Origin of the sequence: Sphingobium fontiphilum, from assembly GCF_014196635.1 — a bacterium.
GTDB classification, from domain to species: domain Bacteria; phylum Pseudomonadota; class Alphaproteobacteria; order Sphingomonadales; family Sphingomonadaceae; genus Sphingobium; species Sphingobium fontiphilum.
Window position 1 is genome coordinate 60,173 of record NZ_JACIEB010000005.1, and the last position, 16,677, is coordinate 76,849.

The window sequence follows — 16,677 nt, forward strand, 5'->3', positions numbered from 1 at the left end:
AAATGCCGCAACGGGAAACGGCCCCGACTCTCCTTGGCGGGAGGCGGGGCCGTCGAAAATGTGGCGGGACGCCTATTCGGCTAGTCCGGCGATCATCCCCAGAACTTTTTCGGCATGTTCCCGCCGGCAGATCAGCAGATCGGGCATGTAGACATCCTGCTGATTATAGACCAGCGGGCTGCCGTCGATGCGGCTTGCGTGCAGGCCATGGGCCAGTGCGACGGCGGCCGGGGCCATGCTGTCCCATTCATATTGGCCGCCCGAATGCAGATAGATGTCCGCCTGTCCCAGGATGATGGCCATCGCCTTCGCGCCGGCGCTGCCCATCGGCACCAGTTCGGCGTCCAGTTTTTCGGCGACCGCCACCGCCTCCTTCGCGGGGCGGGTGCGGCTGACCACCATGCGCAGCCTTTCGGGCGCGGGGGGCACTGCGCGCGGCTGATCCGAACGCAGCACCGTGCCGCCGTCGAGGCCCGGCAAGGCGACCGCGCCCAGCACCGGCTGGCCGTCAATCGCCATGCCGACATGCACCGCCCAGTCGGCCCGCGCCTCGCCATATTCGCGGGTGCCGTCGACCGGGTCGACGATCCACACGCGGCTCTGGCCCAGGCGTTGGGCGCTGTCCTTTTCCTCTTCGGACAGCAAACCGTCATCGGGCCGCTGTTCGCGCAGGGCGTGGCACAGGAACTGGTTGGCGGTCTGGTCGCCCGCCTTGCCCAGCGCCTTGGCGCTGAACAGGCCGGACGAACGGACATCCAGCAGGATGCGCCCGGCGATCTCGGCCAGATGGGCGGCCAGATCGCCGTCGGTCATCGTTTCCACAGCGCCGCTCATGGGATCAGCCTGCGCACGATTTCCTCGGCCGCCTCCTCGGCGGTCAGGCTGGTCGTGTCGATGCGGATTTCCGGGTCGTGCGGCGCTTCATAGGGGCTGTCGATGCCCGTGAAGTTCTTGAGCTCGCCCGCGCGCGCCTTCTTGTAGAGGCCCTTGACGTCGCGCGCTTCCGCCTCGGCGATCGGGGTGTCGATATGCACCTCGATAAACTCGCCCGGCGCCATCATCGAGCGCACCATGTCGCGTTCCGAACGGAAGGGGGAAATGAAGGCGGTGATGACGATCAGGCCCGCATCGGTCATCAGCTTCGCGACCTCGCCCACCCGGCGGATATTTTCCACGCGGTCGGCGTCGGTAAAGCCCAGATCCTTGTTCAGGCCATGACGGACATTGTCGCCGTCGAGCAGGAAGGTGTGGCGGTTCATCCGCGCCAGCTTCTTTTCGACGATATTGGCGATGGTCGATTTGCCCGCGCCCGAAAGGCCGGTGAACCACAGCACGGCCGGCTTCTGGTTCTTCATCGCCGCATGGCTTTCGCGGCTGACGTCGGTCGGCTGCCAATGGACGTTCTGCGCGCGCCGCAGCGAGAAGTGCAGCATCCCCGCCGCCACCGTGGCGTTGGTGATCTTGTCGATCAGGATGAAGCCGCCCAGCGCCCGGTTCGCTTCATAAGGTTCGAAGACGATCGGCTTGTCGGTCGACAGGTTGGCGACGCCGATGGCGTTGAGGTCCAGCGTCTTGGCCGCCAGATGCTCCATCGTATTGACGTTGACCTGATATTTGGGGTGCTGAACCGTGGCGGACACGGTCTGAGCGCCGATCTTCAGCCAATAGGGACGGCCGGGCAGCATTTCCTCGTCCGCCATCCACACGATGGTCGCTTCGAACTGATCGGCGGCCTGCGGCGGATTGTCAGCCAGCGCGATCACGTCGCCGCGCGAACAGTCGATCTCGTCGGCAAAGCAGATCGTCACCGACTGGCCCGCGACCGCGACGTCCAGATCGCCGTCCAGCGTGACGATGCGGCTGACCGTCGACGTCTTGCCCGAAGGCAGCACCCGCACCGCATCGCCCGGCTTCACCGTGCCGGTGGCGATCAGGCCCGAAAAGCCCCGGAAATCGAGATTGGGGCGATTCACCCATTGCACCGGCATACGGAAGGGCTTTTCCGCGTCGGTGGCGCTGTTGACCTCCACCGTTTCCAGATGCTCGATCAGGCTCGGCCCGGTGTACCAGGGGGTGTTTTCCGAAAGAGTGGTGATATTGTCGCCCTTGAATCCCGAAATCGGGATGGGCGTGAAGGCGGTGATGCCAATCGACGTCGCGAATTCGGTATAGTCCTTCAGGATCGCGTCGTAGACCGACTGGTCATAATCGACGAGGTCCATCTTGTTGATGGCAAGGACGATGTTCTTGATGCCGATGAGGTGCGCCAGATAGCTGTGGCGGCGCGTCTGCACCAATACGCCCTTGCGCGCGTCGATCAGGATGACGGCAAGGTCGGCGGTCGATGCGCCGGTCACCATGTTGCGCGTATATTGTTCGTGGCCGGGCGTGTCGGCGACGATGAACTTGCGCTTTTCGGTGTTGAAGAAGCGATAGGCGACGTCGATGGTGATGCCCTGTTCGCGCTCCGCGGCGAGGCCGTCGACCAGCAGGGCGAAATCGATTTCCTGCCCCTGGGTGCCAACCTTCTTGCTGTCCGACTGCAAGGCTTCAAGCTGATCCTCGAAGATCATCTTGCTGTCATAGAGCAGGCGGCCGATCAGCGTCGACTTGCCGTCGTCCACCGACCCGCAGGTGATGAAGCGCAGCATCGTCTTGTGCTGGTGGGTTTCAAGATAGGCGTCGATGTCCTCGGCGATGAGGGCGTCGGTCTTGTAGATGGGTTCGTCGATCATGTCGGTCATGTTGTCTGTCCCGTCATCCCGGCCGGAACCGGGATCTCATTGATCTGGGGAGAGGGTTGAGCGGTCCGCCCAAGGCGCGAGACCCCGGCCTGCGCCGGGGCTGAGCCGGGCAAAGCCCGGCTCAGAAATACCCCTCCTGCTTCTTCTTTTCCATGCCTGCGCCGCCGGCATCCTTGTCGATGGCGCGGCCCTGGCGTTCGCTGGTGGTGGTGAGCAATGTTTCCTGGATCACCTCCGGCAGCGTCTTCGCCTCGCTCTCCACCGCGCCGGTCAGCGGGTAGCAGCCCAAAGTGCGGAAACGGATGGAGCGCATCACCGGCTCTTCGCCGGGCAGCAGCGGGAAGCGGCCGTCATCGACCATCAGCAACATGCCGTCGCGTTCCACCGTCGGGCGTTTGTCCGCGAAATAGAGCGGCACGATCGGCACGTCATTGAGGTGGATATATTGCCAGATGTCCAGCTCGGTCCAGTTGCTGATCGGGAAGACGCGAATCGATTCGCCCTTGTTCTTGCGGGCGTTGTAGAGGTTCCACAATTCCGGGCGCTGGTTCTTGGGGTCCCAGCCGTGCGAAGCGGTGCGGAAGGAGAAGATGCGCTCCTTCGCCCGGCTCTTTTCCTCGTCGCGGCGGGCGCCGCCAAAGGCCGCGTCAAAGCCGTAAAGGTCGAGCGCCTGCTTCAACCCTTCCGTCTTCCACATGTCGGTGTGCAGCGGGCCATGATCGAACGGGTTGATCCCGCGTTCGGCCGCTTCGGGATTTTGATAAACAAGCAGTTCCATGCCGCTTTCCTGCGCCATGCGGTCGCGCAGCTTGTACATTTCCTGAAATTTCCAGGTCGTGTCGACATGCAGCAGCGGAAAGGGCGGCGGCGAAGGATAAAAGGCCTTGCGCGCCAGGTGCAGCATTACGGCGCTGTCTTTGCCCACAGAATAGAGCATCACCGGCTTTTGCGCTTCGGACACCACTTCGCGCATGATGTGGATCGCTTCAGATTCCAGCCGCTCCAGATGAGTCAATGTTCGCGTATCAACCATAGTCTTTTTTCCGCCTTTCAATCACCGATGTAGCGGACCACCTTGTCCATTTGACCTCCCATATGGGGACATGGCATTATGAAGCCCGTTCAAGGGGTGATGCGCCATGCGGCCAGATGAGAGCAGAATGCTGAACGCACTCTATGAAGGGGTCTTCGAACAGCCCCTGTGGAGCGGCTTCCTCAACCAGTTGCGCGCACGCACCGGCGCGGCCGTCGCGACGATCAACCTCGATACCGAGGGGGATGCCGACATGATCAACCTGGCGTCGGACAATGGCTCGCCGCTCGCGGTGCGGGCGCTGGCCGACAGCGCGCGCGATCCCCGCCCCTTTCGCCAGATGCGGGCGGGGCGCGTCTATGCGCTCGCCGAACTGCTGGACCCGCGCGACCCAAGACATCGCGCCATCGGCGATACGATGAAAGCGGGCGGCGTGATCGACAGCCGCAGCATCCGAGTGACCGATCCGGGCCGGTTCGACGCCTGGCTCGGCTGCGGTGGGGGCGACGGGGTCAACTGGCCTTCGGTCGGCGCGCAACTGGTGGAACTGGGCCCGCATTTGCGGACGGCCTTGCGCCTGTTTTCGACACTGGAGCGCGAACGATTTCGCACGACGGTGGCGTCGGACGCTTTTCGGCGGCTGAACATGGGGTGGATCACGCTGGACGCCCGTTGCCAGATCGTCGACATCAGCCCGGAGATGGAGTTGCTGCTGCAACGCACGGCCGTACTGCGGCGTGGGCGTTACGACCGGTTGACCCCGGCCTCGTCCCAGGTCGACCGCGAACTGACGGCTATCGTCAAAGGCTTTGCGCAGACGGATGATGCGCCACCCCGTGCGATCAACCTGAGCCGCGACCCGCTCATCAATATGCTGCTGCGGCCGATGCGTGACACGTCGCTGTCGGGTCAGCGCCCGGCGGTCGCCGTCGCCTATGTCAGCGGCGACCGTCTGTCGGAGGCGGACCGGTGCGACCAGTTGGTCGACCTGTTCCAGTTGTTGCCGAGCGAAGCCCGGCTGGCCTGGGCGATCGCGCAGGGCATGTCGATCGCCCAGGCCGCCGATGCGCTGGGGCTGACGCTGGAAACGGCGCGCACCTATTCCAAGCGCATCTATGCCAAGACCGGATCAAGCGGCCAGCCGGATCTGGTCCGCAACATATTGACCAGCGTGCTGGCGCTCGCCTGAACCCGTGGATGCGCCGCACGCCCGACATTGTCAGGGTCAGGGCCGGTTGATCGCACCTTCGATGCTTGAGGCGAAATGGCGCGGCGCATGGCGGACAGGCGCAGGAATTAGAATGCTATTTCGATCCTGCCCGACGCAGTGCCGGGCCATTTTGATCCAATCCCTGCGGGGCACGGGCGGGCATGGCATATCTTGCGCCTGTTGCGGATTTCCTTCCACGCCGCGCCCCTTTTATGTCAGGAGAGCGAGCTGACTGAAACTCTGAGGGCCCATTTTCTCCATGCCGCAAACGCCTCCCACCAAAGCTGAGCGGGAAGAAAGCAGGGGAAGCACCGGTTACGCCAGTCAGCAGATCAGGGAGCGTCGCCGCCGCATCCTGGCCGAAACCCGCAAGATCATCAGCGATCACGGCCTGGCGGGCGTCGCCATGGAGGATGTCGCAAACCGCGCGGGCGTCGCCAAACGCACCATCTACAACGCTTTCCAGAGCAAGGAGCGGTTGATCGCGGCGGCGATCCAGCAATATTTCGATGAATATGCGCCGCGCCCGACCGATGAAACGAAGGAGGAAACGATCGACCGGATGATCGAACGGTTGGTGGTCGTCGGGCGGGGGAACCTCAATATCCGCAACTATACCCGTGCGCTGATGAGCCTCTATTACACGCACGATATCGATCCGCAGATTCAGCGCGCCATTTACGATATTGCCGCGCAGTCCCATGAACCATGGATCCGCATGCTGGAAAGGAAGCGCCAGTTGCAACCCTGGGCCAGCGCCGACGATCTGGTCCTGTCGCTCGTCTCCTATCGCTATTCCATCGCCTTTGCTTGGGCCGAAGGACAGATCGGCGACGAGGATTTTATCATCACGCTGATCCGCGGATTCCTGACCTTCATGGCGGGCGCCACGCGCGGCGCGGCGCGCAGGGAGATAGAAGACCGGCTGACCACCCTCGCCGAAAACCCGTTCATCACCGGCGAAAAGGGCAGCGCCTGATCAATGGCATCATCGCCAAAGCCCGATCAGCCGGGGCGGTAACCGGCCGCCAGCGCCGCATCCAGATCGTCGGGCGTGTCGACATCCATGGCCAGCCCCGGCCGCCGGACCAGCGCCGCCCCCGGCGCCGCCGCCTGATGAAGGCGCAGACTGTCCGGCCCGAAAGCGAAATCCATCGCCTGCCCATCCGCCAGGGCGACGGCGTTGGTGCCTGCGCCGTGCTGATCGGGGGCCAGCGCGCAGCCATGGGCCTGCGCCGCGTCGATCATCGCCGCAATATCCTGTGCCGACAGCATCGGCAGGTCGCCATGCACGACCAGCATCGCCGGTTCGCCCAGCGCCGCGCGCAAGGCGTTCAGTTCCGCGTTCAGCCCGCGCCCCTCGTCCCGGCGCCATTCCCCAGCCATGCCGTCCACCGGCGCGTCAGGCGACAGCAGGATGATGCGCCCGACGCGCGGGCAGGCCGACAATGCGTCCAGCACATGGCCCGCCATCGCGCGCGCCAGCGCGATGCGCTGCGGCGCGGACAGGCGCGTCGCCAACCGGGTCTTGGGGTCTTTTCCCTGCCGTAGCGGCAGGACGGCGATCCAGCTCATGCCGATGCGACAGCCCGCGCCAGATCGATCGCCGCCTGCGCCACGCGCCGCTTGTCCTCCACCGTGCGCATCATGGTGTCGGTGCGGGCGCTGGCGATCGCTCCGGCAGGCGGCGGATCGCCCTGGTCGATGAGCAGGCCGTCAACCAGCCCGGCATAATGGCGCGCAATCGCATCATTGCCGACGATCAGGCCCATTTCAGCCATCAGCTTGGCGGTGGGGCCTTTGACCGCCTTGCCCCCGATGATCGGCGACACCGCGACGATAGGCGCGCGCGCGCGGCCCAGCGCGGCGCGAATGCCCGGCACCGCCAGCATCGGATCAACGCTCAGAAAAGGATTGGACGGTGCGATCAGAATGGCGTCTGCCGCCTCTATCGCCTCCACAACGCCGGGCGCAGGGGTCGCCGCATCGGCCCCGGCAAAGCGGATCGCGCGGACCACCGGCTGGCAACGCCGCTCGACAAAATAGCGTTGAAACGCGAGGTCGCCCTCGTCCGTCAGCACATGGGTGGCGACGACCTGCTCGCTCATCGGCAGAACGGCCATGCCGATGCCCCATGACCGCGCGAAATCGGCGGTGATCTGCGCCAGTCCGTCGCCTCGGGCCATTCGCATCGTGCGCAATACATGCAGCGCCAGATCATGGTCGCCGAGCGCGAACCAGTCTTCCCCGCCCAGTTCGCGCAGCGCCGCCATGAAGGACCAGCTTTCCCCCGCCCGGCCCCATCCCTGTTCAGCATTCGCCTTGCCCGCCAGAGTGTAGAGCAGGGTGTCGATGTCGGGCGATATATGCAGCCCCAGATGACGGAAATCATCGCCCGTGTTGACGATCGCGGTCAGCCGGTCGGGCGGCGCCAGTTCCTGCAGGCCAAGGACCAGCTTCGCGCCCCCCACTCCTCCGGTCAGCACCACGACATTGCCGCTCATCGGAGCATATCCGTCGCGGCAAGCCGGTCTGCGACGATATCGACCGGAATATCGCCAGCTTTGATTTCCCCCAAGCCCATGATAGGCAGAATCTCGATCATATGCTCTCTCTTGTGGGAAACGTCCCTGCCTCTCCGTGCGGCAAAACAGGCCCGCCGGTCAACCATGCAGCGATAGCCAACCTTGTCCAAAATTGCATTTGAGTATAGATTGTTCGACCTTAAACGGCTTTGCTTCGCGCTCCGCGCCAGACCCCGGGGGCATGGTTGAGAGGATGGAAATATGACTTTGCGGTCCCTGCTCTTCGTGCCTGGCGACCGGCCCGACCGGATGGAAAAGGCCATGGGTCTGGGCGCCGACGCGCTGATCCTGGATCTGGAGGATGCGGTCGCCCCCGCGAACAAGGCGACGGCGCGCGCCATGGTGCTCGACCGGCTGAAAGCGCCACGCGATCATGGCGTGACGATCATCGTTCGGATCAATCCGGTCGACAGCGGGCTGGCGGCGCATGATCTGGCAGCGATCATGCCGGGCAGGCCGGATATGATCATGCTGCCCAAGGCGGAGGGCGCCGCCGCCATTGCCGCGCTCGACGCCATGCATCCCGGCCTGCCCCCGATCATTCCGCTGGCCGCCGAAACGCCCGGCGGCCTGTTCGACCTGGGCACGATGCGGCAGTGCGCCGGAAGGCTGGCGGGCCTGACCTGGGGGGCCGAAGATATGGCGGCCGGAGTGGGCGCCACCGCCAATCGCGACGCGGCGGGGCTGTTCCTGCCGCCCTATCAACTGGCGCGATCACTGACGCTCTTTGCAGCCCATGCCGCCGGGGTCGCCGCCATCGACACCGTCTACCCCGACATTCAGGATATGGATGGCCTGACCGCCTATGCCGCCGCAGCGGCGCGCGACGGCTTTTCGGGGATGATGGCGATCCACCCGGCGCAGGTCGCGGTCATCAATGCCGCCTTCACCCCGACCGGCGACCAGGTCGCCCATGCCCGCGCCATCATCGACGCCTTCGCCGCCAATCCGGGCGCCGGCGTCCTGAAAATCGGCGGCAAGATGATCGACGCGCCGCATGTCAGACAGGCGGAGCGACTGCTCGCGCGCCTGCGCTGACCGGCATAGGCTTCATTTTCCGGCCGTCAGGGCCGAATGTCGATCAGTCCCGACCCGGCTTCAGCCTGGCCGCCTTTGCAGCAGGGCGGTTCGCAGGCACTGGCAGACCAGTTCGCCCCGCTGGTTGAACAGTTCGTGGCGAAAGGTGACAAGCCCGGCGGTCGGCCGCGATTTGCTTTCGCGCAATGCCATCACCTCGCTGAAGGCGTGCATCGTGTCGCCGATGAAGACCGGCTTGGGCATCACCAGCTCGTCATAACCCAGATTGGCCACCAGCGTGCCCAGCGTCGTTTCCCCCACCGACAGGCCGATCATCAGCGAGAAGGTGAAGGTGCCGTTGACGAGGATCTGGCCAAACTCGCTGGCGCGCGCCGCCTCCGCATCGATATGCAGCGGCTGTGGATTATGGGTCATGGTCGAAAAGAGGAGGTTGTCCGTCTCCGTCACTGTGCGGCGGATGGGATGCTCGATCCGGTCGCCCACCAGCCATTCGTCGAAATAGCGGCCGGTCATTCCGCCGCCTCCGCCACGATCCGGACCAGCAGGGCGCCTTCCTGCACCTGCGCGCCCTGCGCGTGGGGCATGTCCTCCACCGTCCCATCGAAGGGCGCGGTCAGGCCATGTTCCATCTTCATCGCTTCGAGCGTGACCAGCTTTTGCCCCTTTGTCACCCGGTCGCCCCGCGCTACCGCAACCGCGATGATGCGGCCCGGCATGGGGGCGAGGATCGCGCCGTCCCCCGCCGCCGCCGCACCGCCCGACGCCGCCCGCCAGGGCGTGACCTGCCAGGTCCGGCCATGTTCGGTCATCAATGTCCGGGCCAGAGGGGCGGCGGTGATCGTCGGGCCACCGGCGCCGATTGCCGCCTCGACCAGCTGGCCATCAACCAGAACACGCCCCGTTCGCCGCCGCGCCCCATTGAGGCGGAAGCCCGCCAGCGCGCCCGCGCCCCCGATACCGGCCGCCGCGCTCGCCAAGGCCGCGTCGCCCGGCCATGCGGCGGGCATCAGCGCATCGCCTGCCCGCGCGATCAGGCCCGTGTCGACCGCGCCCGCCGCGAAATCGCCATGGGTCAGCGCCTTGACCAGAAAACCGGCATTGGTGCGCAGCGGCCAGACCACCGACCGGTCGAGCGCCCCCGCCAGCGCCGTGCGCGCCGCATCGCGGGTTTCGCCATGGGCGATCAGCTTGGCGATCATGGGATCGTAGAAGGGCGAAATGCTCGCGCCTTGCGCCACGCCGGTATCCACGCGCACCGCATCGCCAAGGTCAAAGGCGTCGAGACGACCGACAGACGGCAGAAAACCCCTCGCCGGATCCTCGGCATAGAGGCGGGCCTCCATCGCCCAGCCCGAAATGCCCAGTTCCCCCTGGCATTTGGGAAGCGGCTCGCCGGAGGCGACGCGCAACTGCCATTCGACCAGATCCTCTCCGGTGATCGCTTCGGTCACGGGATGTTCGACCTGAAGCCGGGTGTTCATTTCCATGAACCAGATGCGGTCGGCGCGCAGCCCTTCGGAAGCGTCGGCGATGAACTCGATCGTGCCCGCGCCGACATAGTCGACCGCCTGACCCGCGCGCACGGCGGCGGCGCACAGCGCCTCGCGCGTCCGGGCGTCCATGCCGGGGGCGGGCGCTTCCTCGATCACTTTCTGATGGCGGCGCTGGAGCGAGCAGTCGCGTTCGAACAGGTGGACGATGTTGCCGTGCTTATCGCCGAATATCTGCACCTCGATATGCCGGGGGCGCTGGACATATTTCTCGATCAGCACATGGGCGTTGCCGAAGGAGGAGGCTGCCTCACGCTGGCAGGAGGCGAGCGCGTCGGCGAAATCGGCCGGTTCCCCGACCAGCCGCATCCCCTTGCCGCCGCCCCCGGCCACCGCCTTGATCAGCACGGGATAGCCGATCCGGGCCGCCTCGCCCGCCAGATGGCCGACCTTCTGATTGTCGCCCATATAGCCGGGCGTCACCGGCACGCCCGCTTCGGCCATCAACGCCTTGGCCGCGTCTTTGAGGCCCATGGCGGTGATGCTGGCCGGATCGGGACCGACCCACACCAACCCGGCATCGATCACCGCCTGCGCGAAATCGGCATTTTCCGACAGAAAGCCATAGCCCGGATGGATCGCCTCCGCCCCGGTCGCCAGCGCCGCCGCGATGATCCGGTCGCCCCGCAAATAGCTCTCCCGCACCGGCGACGGACCGATATGCACGGCCTCGTCGGCGGAACGGACGTGCAGCGCACTGGCGTCCGCGTCCGAATAGACCGCGACCGTGCGGATGCCCAGACGGCGCGCGGTGCGGATGATCCGACAGGCGATCTCGCCCCGATTGGCGATGAGGAGGGAAGTCAGCATTTATATTTCGCTCGTATCGGATCGAGAACGGTTATGGCGGGGGGATCCCGCCACAGCGTCGCCTTGTTGCGGAGATGGTCCGTCACACTCTGAAGCAGGAGCAACTCGTCATCGCTCAACTTTTCCCCGCGCGCGACGGGGAGATTGCAGGCCTCGCGCCTGTCACGGAGCATCGCCGCACCCGAGAAAATAACGTTCGCGAACTCCGCAGCCGACTTATGCTCAGCCTCAGTCGGCTCAATTGGCCAAAGAAGAATCCCTTTGATAAAGCCGCCCCGCCTTGATGAACCCGACGCCCAGTCATTATATCGAATTGCCTTGGCCAACGCGTCGGCGCGCTGCGTGAGACCGAGGCGCGTTTCGAATGGATCGGTGACCGGGGTTGCGTTGTAGAAGCGAAAACCGAAGTACAGGACTACAAGCAAGGCCAATGCAATCAGCGGCGCTCTGTAGATGAGTGTTCTCTGCCAACCGCTGCGGCCAGCACTTTTGCGAATACGCGCGGTTAGGTCTTCTCGAATCTCATCATAGTTGGCAGTCCAATGATCCCCGACCTGAGCAATACGCGCATCGATATCCGCGTTTACGATAGAGATTGCTTCATCACCATCGGGATGGTGCGACAGGAGATTATACACAAAGCGATTAAGCGCGCCGTCATATTTTGACTTAACGATTCCGCGCTGCTTCACCCCCTCGCTATCAAGATAACCGTTATATTGAGCGAGTTCAGTCGCCCAGTTTTCGATTTCAGCATAGTCCAGTTCCATATTCCCCCCGGATTTTTGGAAGTTCACATCCGAAACACGCCGAATGACGCGCGTTCAGGGATGGGCGCATTGAGGGTAACTGTAAAGGCAAGGCCCAGAACGTCCCGCGTCTGCGCCGGGTCGATGATGCCGTCGTCCCATAGCCGGGCGGTGGCGTGCCAGGGATTGCCCTCGTCCTCATATTTCTGGCGGATCGGCGCCTTGAAGGCTTCCGCCTCCTCCGCCGTCCATTTCGCCGCGTCGCGGTGGACGGTCGCCAGCACCGATGCCGCCTGTTCGCCGCCCATCACCGAAATGCGGCTGTTGGGCCAGGTGAACAGGAAGCGCGGCTGATAGGCTCTGCCGCACATGCCGTAATTGCCCGCGCCAAAGCTGCCGCCGATCAGCACGGTGATCTTGGGCACGCTGGCGGTGGCGACGGCGGTGACCAGCTTCGCGCCATTCTTCGCGATCCCTTCCGCCTCATATTTGCCGCCGACCATGAAGCCGGAGATATTCTGGAGAAACAACAGCGGAATGCGCCGCTGGCAGGCCAGTTCGATGAAATGCGCGCCCTTGACCGCGCTTTCGCTGAAGAGGACGCCGTTATTGGCCAGGATCGCGACCGGCATGCCCCAGATATGGGCGAAACCGCAGACCAGCGTCGTGCCGTACAGCGCCTTGAACTCGTGAAATGCGCTGCCGTCGACGATCCGCGCAATCACCTCGCGCACATCATAGGGCGCGCGAACGTCCTGCGGGATGACGCCATAAAGTTCAGCAGGGTCATGTTTGGGCGCGACCGGCGGTTGCAGATTGACAGACGGCGCGCCCTGCGGCGGCAGGGTCGCGACGATGTCGCGCACGATGCTGAGCGCATGATCGTCATTGTCGGCGACATGATCGACCACGCCGGACTTGCGGCCATGCAGGTCGCCGCCGCCCAGATCCTCCGCGCTGATGACCTCGCCCGTCGCGGCCTGAACCAGCGGCGGGCCGGCAAGGAAAATCGTGCCCTGGTTGCGGACGATCACCGTCTCGTCGGACATGGCGGGGACATAGGCGCCGCCCGCCGTGCAACTGCCCATCACGCAGGCGATCTGGGGGATGCCGCGCGCCGACATCTGCGCCTGATTATAGAAGATGCGGCCGAAATGGTCGCGGTCCGGGAACACGTCGGCCTGATGCGGTAGGTTGGCGCCGCCGCTGTCGACCAGATAGATGCAGGGCAGATTGTTTTCGAGCGCGATTTCCTGCGCGCGCAAATGCTTCTTCACCGTCAGAGGATAATAGGTGCCGCCCTTCACCGTGGCGTCATTGGCGGCGATCATCACCTGCCGCCCATGGACCCGGCCGATCCCCGCGACGATCCCCGCGCCAGCGACATCGCCGCCATAAAGACCATGGGCCGCCAATTGCCCGATTTCCAGAAAGGGGCTGCCCGCATCCAGCAGATATTCGACGCGATCACGCGGCAACAACTTGCCCCGGCCGACATGCCGCTCGCGCGCCGCTTCGCCGCCGCCCAGCGCCGCCGCCGCGACATCGGCCCGCAACTGTTCAGCGAGGGCGCGGTTATGCGCGGCATTGGCCCGGAAGCTATCGCTATCGGGCGAAAGGGCGGTGTCGAGGGGCGCGCCGCTCATGCGGCTGCGCCGATCAGTTCGCGGCCGATCAACATGCGGCGGATTTCGTTGGTGCCCGCCCCGATGTCCAGCAATTTGGCGTCGCGCATATAGCGTTCCACCGGCCAATCCCTAGTATAGCCCGCGCCGCCCAGCGCCTGCACCGCCTCCAGCGCGACGCGCACCGCGTTTTCGCTGGCCAGCAGGATCGCGCCAGCCGCGTCGAAACGGGTCGTCCTGCCCGCGTCGCAACTGCGCGCGACGGCATAGACATAGGCGCGCGCGCTGTTGAGCGCGACATACATGTCGGCAACCTTCGCCTGCATCAATTGGAAGGCGCCGATGGGCTTGCCGAACTGCCGTCGCTCCCGCACATAGGGGATAACGGTGTCAAGGCAGGCCTGCATGATGCCAAGCTGGATGCCGGCCAGCACCGCGCGCTCATAGTCGAGGCCGCTCATCAGCACTCCGGCCCCGCCGTTCAGCGGACCCAGGATATTTTCGCGCGGCACCTCGCAGCCGTCGAACACCAGTTCGGCCGTCGGCGATCCGCGCATCCCGACCTTGTCGATCTTCTGCCCGATGGAAAAGCCGGGCATGTCCTTTTCAATGAGGAATGCGGTGACGCCCCTGCTGCCCTCGCCGGTCCTGGCATAGACCACCAGCGTGTCGGCATGGGGGGCGTTGGTGATCCAGAATTTGGTTCCGTCGAGCACATAGCCGGCATCGCTTTCCCGCGCCCTGAGCTTCATCGAGATGACGTCCGATCCCGCGCCCGCCTCCGACATGGCGAGGGAGCCGACATGCTCGCCCGAAATCAGCCGGGGCAGATATTTGGCCTTCTGCGCTTCATTGCCCCAGCGGCGGATCTGGTTGACGCAGAGGTTGGAATGGGCGCCATAGCTGAGGCCGATCGAAGCGGAGGCCCGGCTGATCTCCTCACACGCCAGCACATGTTCCAGATAGCCCAGGCCCAGGCCGCCCCACTCCTGCTCGACGGTGATGCCGTGCAGACCAAGATCGCCCATGGCGGTCCACAGTTCATCGCGCGGGAACCAGTCGTCCGCGTCGATCTTCGCCGCGATCGGGGCGATGCGGTCGGCGGCGAAGCGCGCCGTCGTCTCCCGGATCATGTTGGCGGTTTCGCCCAGCGCAAAATCGAAATCGGGCGTCATTCGCCTCTCCCGCAACTGTTATCGGACGACACCATATCATCGGCTATGACGGTTGGAAAATTGACCGCGCCCTAATCATGTAATAGATGCTATCTATGATAGAGCGCTATCTTATTCATTATTTTCTGGCTGTCATGGACCTGGGGAATTTCTCCCGGGCCGCGCAGCAATGCCGCGTTTCGCAGCCGACCTTGTCCGTGGGCATCGCCAAGCTGGAGGCAATGGTCGGCCACATGCTGTTCCATCGCAACAATCGCCGCGTCGAGCTGACCAGCCATGGCGCGACCTTCGCCATTCATGCGCGCCGGATAGAGGCCGAGTTTGCAAAGGCGGCGCAGGCGATGGCGGCCGATCAGGCCAAAAGGCTGGTGCGTGTGGGGATCATAACCACCCTGTCGACCAGTTGGATCGAAGCGGCCACGCGGGCGGCCTGCACGATTGGCGGCGAAATGCTGGAACTGGTGGAAGGGCGCATGCGCGACCTGACGCCCCGGTTGGAGCGCGGCCGCATCGACGCCATCATCGGCATTGTCGGCGATGATGCAAGGGCGCAGGATGTGCTGTTCGAAGAGGATTATGCCCTGGCCCTGGCCGACTTCCATCCCCTGGCGCAGCAAAAGGCGGTCGAACCCGAAGAGGTCGCCGATGCCGACATGATCGTTCGACGCAATTGCGAGGCGCTGGCCGACGTCAGCCGCTTTTTCACGCAACGCGGCGTCCGACCTTTTTTTGCCGCCCGAACGACCCATGAAGACCTGGCCATATCCTATGTGCGTTCGGGTCTGGGCGTCACGGTGATGCCGCGATCGCTGGGGCAGCCGGGGATTGCGATGCCGGCATTGACCGGCTTTACCGGGCGGCGGCGGATCGGGCTGATCGTCGATCCGGCGGCTGCGCCCAGGGTCGACGGGTCGGAACGGCTGCGGCGGTTCACCGCGACGCTGGTTTCGAAAGCTGGTGGCGATTAGCGGCGGCCGCAACAGCGGTGCCCACCGGCCTGCCGTCGTCAGCGCGCGAAACCGCGCTGTGACATGGTGGGCGATGACGGGCTCGAACCGCCGACATTCTCGGTGTAAACGAGACGCTCTACCAACTGAGCTAATCGCCCCGATGCGGGAATGGGGGGCTTTTAAGAGAATTTGCGGCCGGGTCAACCGCCCCTTTGCGGCAAAGTCATCATCCCGCCGCGGCGACGAGCAATCGGCGGCTGGCGTGGAACCAGCGACCCAGAGCCTCGGCCGTATGATCGGCCAGTTGAATGAAAATGCGGCGCCCGTCCAGCGGATCGGCATGGCGTTCGACCAGCCCCTGTTCGCTCAATGTCCTGATCCAGCGAAGCGCCGTGGTCGGCGGCACTGCGGCGGCGATGCACAGGCTGGACACCGAAACCCTGTCGCCCTCCAGTCGCGCCGCCAGCAGGTCGAGCAGCATGTCCCAGGCGGGATCGGCAAACAGGTCGCCGGGCAGAAAATCGGTGCGCATCCGTCGCGCACGCAGCATTTCGCGCACCTGCGCGGCGCGCAGCCCGTGGAGCGACGATGGCCCCGGCCCCTGGTCCGCCGGGTCGGCAGGCATCCCGATATAGTCGCTCGAACGGTCTGACATCTGCTGCGCCCGCGCGGCGCCCGCGACGCCGGCGCGCGCGCTGACCAGGGCTTCGATTGTCCGCGTCAGCCGACCGACATCCTCGCTCAACCGACGGAGCTGTTCCTTTTCAGGATCGCTTTCGCGCACCAGCGCAGCGCATTCGCCCGCTTGCCTGGCCTGGATCAACTGGCCGACAAGGTCGCCCCAGTCGCCATCGCACAGGAAGCGCGTGGCGGGCGCCCGACAGATCGCATATGCCAGATCAATGGTGGCGTGCGTGCAATGCACGATCAGGGACGATCCCCTGTTCTGAACATCCTCGTCGAGACGCGACAGCAAGTCCGCCAACCCCGGCCATGGCTCGGGACATTGCAGCAAAAGCATGTCCAGCGCGGGCGCCTGATCGATCCAGTCCGCAGCCTCGTCCGGCGATATGATGGCCTGAAGGCGCAGGTCGGCCGCGGCGGCGAGGGCGGCATGAAAATCGGCGTCCTTCCTGGCGCTGACAACCAAAAGACCCGGCCGCCGGCCTACAATGAGCGGCGAAGGGCTATCGCCTTCTTCGGTCATG

General features: G+C 64.7%; 15 protein-coding genes and 1 tRNA gene. 4 read left to right on the forward strand and 12 right to left on the reverse strand.

Annotation, left to right across the window (positions count from 1 at the left end; all coding sequences use genetic code 11):
- Window positions 1–72: 72 nt before the first annotated feature.
- The 3 genes from GGR44_RS11160 to cysD form a co-directional block, all read right to left on the reverse strand.
- Window positions 73–834, reverse strand: a complete 762-nt coding sequence (locus GGR44_RS11160) for a 3'(2'),5'-bisphosphate nucleotidase CysQ (RefSeq protein WP_183955680.1) — start codon at window positions 832–834, stop codon at window positions 73–75.
- Window positions 831–2,744, reverse strand: a complete 1,914-nt coding sequence (gene cysN / locus GGR44_RS11165) for a sulfate adenylyltransferase subunit CysN (protein ID WP_183955681.1) — start codon at window positions 2,742–2,744, stop codon at window positions 831–833. The genes GGR44_RS11160 and cysN overlap by 4 nt, the downstream gene beginning before the upstream one ends.
- Window positions 2,745–2,865: 121 nt before the next feature.
- Window positions 2,866–3,777: a sulfate adenylyltransferase subunit CysD gene (cysD, locus tag GGR44_RS11170; RefSeq protein ID WP_183955682.1), complete on the reverse strand. Its 912-nt coding sequence runs from the start codon at window positions 3,775–3,777 to the stop codon at window positions 2,866–2,868.
- Between the two features lie 127 nt (window positions 3,778–3,904).
- Here cysD and GGR44_RS11175 point away from each other — a divergent pair, with 127 nt between their 5' ends.
- Together GGR44_RS11175 and GGR44_RS11180 are read left to right on the forward strand one after the other, a co-directional pair.
- Window positions 3,905–4,966 carry a helix-turn-helix transcriptional regulator gene (locus GGR44_RS11175; protein ID WP_246344566.1) on the forward strand — a complete coding sequence of 354 codons (1,062 nt, stop codon included), beginning with the start codon at window positions 3,905–3,907 and terminating at the stop codon, window positions 4,964–4,966.
- A gap of 280 nt (window positions 4,967–5,246) precedes the next feature.
- Window positions 5,247–5,966 carry a TetR/AcrR family transcriptional regulator gene (locus GGR44_RS11180; protein WP_183955684.1) on the forward strand — a complete coding sequence of 240 codons (720 nt, stop codon included), beginning with the start codon at window positions 5,247–5,249 and terminating at the stop codon, window positions 5,964–5,966.
- A 26-nt stretch (window positions 5,967–5,992) separates the two neighbouring features.
- Here the strand turns inward: GGR44_RS11180 and cofC are convergent, their stop codons facing one another.
- The gene (cofC, locus tag GGR44_RS11185; protein ID WP_183955685.1) at window positions 5,993–6,562 is read right to left on the reverse strand and encodes a 2-phospho-L-lactate guanylyltransferase; all 570 of its coding nucleotides are present in this window, start codon (window positions 6,560–6,562) and stop codon (window positions 5,993–5,995) included.
- A complete protein-coding gene (gene cofD / locus GGR44_RS11190; protein ID WP_183955686.1) occupies window positions 6,559–7,491 on the reverse strand; it encodes a 2-phospho-L-lactate transferase in 933 nt (310 codons plus the stop codon). Before cofD ends, cofC begins: the two co-directional genes overlap by 4 nt.
- Before the next feature lie 282 nt (window positions 7,492–7,773).
- Here cofD and GGR44_RS11195 point away from each other — a divergent pair, with 282 nt between their 5' ends.
- Window positions 7,774–8,610, forward strand: coding sequence for an HpcH/HpaI aldolase/citrate lyase family protein (locus GGR44_RS11195; RefSeq protein WP_183955687.1), 837 nt, complete (start codon window positions 7,774–7,776; stop codon window positions 8,608–8,610).
- A gap of 60 nt (window positions 8,611–8,670) precedes the next feature.
- Here the strand turns inward: GGR44_RS11195 and GGR44_RS11200 are convergent, their stop codons facing one another.
- Genes GGR44_RS11200 through GGR44_RS11220 form a run of 5 tightly spaced genes read right to left on the reverse strand, consistent with a single transcriptional unit; the run spans window position 8,671 to window position 14,519 of the window.
- On the reverse strand, window positions 8,671–9,123 hold the full coding sequence (locus GGR44_RS11200; protein WP_183955688.1) for a MaoC family dehydratase: 453 nt from the start codon (window positions 9,121–9,123) through the stop codon (window positions 8,671–8,673).
- Window positions 9,120–10,970 carry an acetyl/propionyl/methylcrotonyl-CoA carboxylase subunit alpha gene (locus GGR44_RS11205; protein ID WP_183955689.1) on the reverse strand — a complete coding sequence of 617 codons (1,851 nt, stop codon included), beginning with the start codon at window positions 10,968–10,970 and terminating at the stop codon, window positions 9,120–9,122. The genes GGR44_RS11200 and GGR44_RS11205 overlap by 4 nt, the downstream gene beginning before the upstream one ends.
- Window positions 10,964–11,740, reverse strand: a complete 777-nt coding sequence (locus GGR44_RS11210) for a hypothetical protein (RefSeq protein ID WP_183955690.1) — start codon at window positions 11,738–11,740, stop codon at window positions 10,964–10,966. The genes GGR44_RS11205 and GGR44_RS11210 overlap by 7 nt, the downstream gene beginning before the upstream one ends.
- A gap of 23 nt (window positions 11,741–11,763) precedes the next feature.
- The gene (locus GGR44_RS11215; protein WP_183955691.1) at window positions 11,764–13,365 is read right to left on the reverse strand and encodes a carboxyl transferase domain-containing protein; all 1,602 of its coding nucleotides are present in this window, start codon (window positions 13,363–13,365) and stop codon (window positions 11,764–11,766) included.
- Window positions 13,362–14,519 carry an acyl-CoA dehydrogenase family protein gene (locus GGR44_RS11220; RefSeq protein WP_183955692.1) on the reverse strand — a complete coding sequence of 386 codons (1,158 nt, stop codon included), beginning with the start codon at window positions 14,517–14,519 and terminating at the stop codon, window positions 13,362–13,364. The genes GGR44_RS11215 and GGR44_RS11220 overlap by 4 nt, the downstream gene beginning before the upstream one ends.
- Window positions 14,520–14,614: 95 nt before the next feature.
- Here GGR44_RS11220 and GGR44_RS11225 point away from each other — a divergent pair, with 95 nt between their 5' ends.
- Complete coding sequence (locus GGR44_RS11225) at window positions 14,615–15,487, forward strand: LysR family transcriptional regulator (RefSeq protein ID WP_183955693.1); 873 nt, start codon at window positions 14,615–14,617, stop codon at window positions 15,485–15,487.
- 64 nt (window positions 15,488–15,551) lie between these two features.
- Here GGR44_RS11225 and GGR44_RS11230 read toward each other — a convergent pair.
- Both GGR44_RS11230 and GGR44_RS11235 read right to left on the reverse strand, forming a co-directional pair.
- Window positions 15,552–15,627 (reverse strand) — tRNA-Val (locus GGR44_RS11230).
- 68 nt (window positions 15,628–15,695) lie between these two features.
- Window positions 15,696–16,676 carry a MarR family winged helix-turn-helix transcriptional regulator gene (locus GGR44_RS11235; RefSeq protein ID WP_183955694.1) on the reverse strand — a complete coding sequence of 327 codons (981 nt, stop codon included), beginning with the start codon at window positions 16,674–16,676 and terminating at the stop codon, window positions 15,696–15,698.
- Window position 16,677 lies beyond the last annotated feature (1 nt).

Bases quoted from the DNA above. Each gene is read 5' to 3' on its own strand.
- GGR44_RS11160 (WP_183955680.1), bottom strand. From the start codon at position 834: ATGAGCGGCGCTGTGGAAACGATGACCGACGGCGATCTGGCCGCCCAT.
- cysN (WP_183955681.1), bottom strand. From the start codon at position 2,744: ATGACCGACATGATCGACGAACCCATCTACAAGACCGACGCCCTCATC.
- cysD (WP_183955682.1), bottom strand. From the start codon at position 3,777: ATGGTTGATACGCGAACATTGACTCATCTGGAGCGGCTGGAATCTGAA.
- GGR44_RS11175 (WP_246344566.1), top strand. From the start codon at position 3,905: ATGCTGAACGCACTCTATGAAGGGGTCTTCGAACAGCCCCTGTGGAGC.
- GGR44_RS11180 (WP_183955684.1), top strand. From the start codon at position 5,247: ATGCCGCAAACGCCTCCCACCAAAGCTGAGCGGGAAGAAAGCAGGGGA.
- cofC (WP_183955685.1), bottom strand. From the start codon at position 6,562: ATGAGCTGGATCGCCGTCCTGCCGCTACGGCAGGGAAAAGACCCCAAG.
- cofD (WP_183955686.1), bottom strand. From the start codon at position 7,491: ATGAGCGGCAATGTCGTGGTGCTGACCGGAGGAGTGGGGGGCGCGAAG.
- GGR44_RS11195 (WP_183955687.1), top strand. From the start codon at position 7,774: ATGACTTTGCGGTCCCTGCTCTTCGTGCCTGGCGACCGGCCCGACCGG.
- GGR44_RS11200 (WP_183955688.1), bottom strand. From the start codon at position 9,123: ATGACCGGCCGCTATTTCGACGAATGGCTGGTGGGCGACCGGATCGAG.
- GGR44_RS11205 (WP_183955689.1), bottom strand. From the start codon at position 10,970: ATGCTGACTTCCCTCCTCATCGCCAATCGGGGCGAGATCGCCTGTCGG.
- GGR44_RS11210 (WP_183955690.1), bottom strand. From the start codon at position 11,740: ATGGAACTGGACTATGCTGAAATCGAAAACTGGGCGACTGAACTCGCT.
- GGR44_RS11215 (WP_183955691.1), bottom strand. From the start codon at position 13,365: ATGAGCGGCGCGCCCCTCGACACCGCCCTTTCGCCCGATAGCGATAGC.
- GGR44_RS11220 (WP_183955692.1), bottom strand. From the start codon at position 14,519: ATGACGCCCGATTTCGATTTTGCGCTGGGCGAAACCGCCAACATGATC.
- GGR44_RS11225 (WP_183955693.1), top strand. From the start codon at position 14,615: ATGATAGAGCGCTATCTTATTCATTATTTTCTGGCTGTCATGGACCTG.
- GGR44_RS11235 (WP_183955694.1), bottom strand. From the start codon at position 16,676: ATGACCGAAGAAGGCGATAGCCCTTCGCCGCTCATTGTAGGCCGGCGG.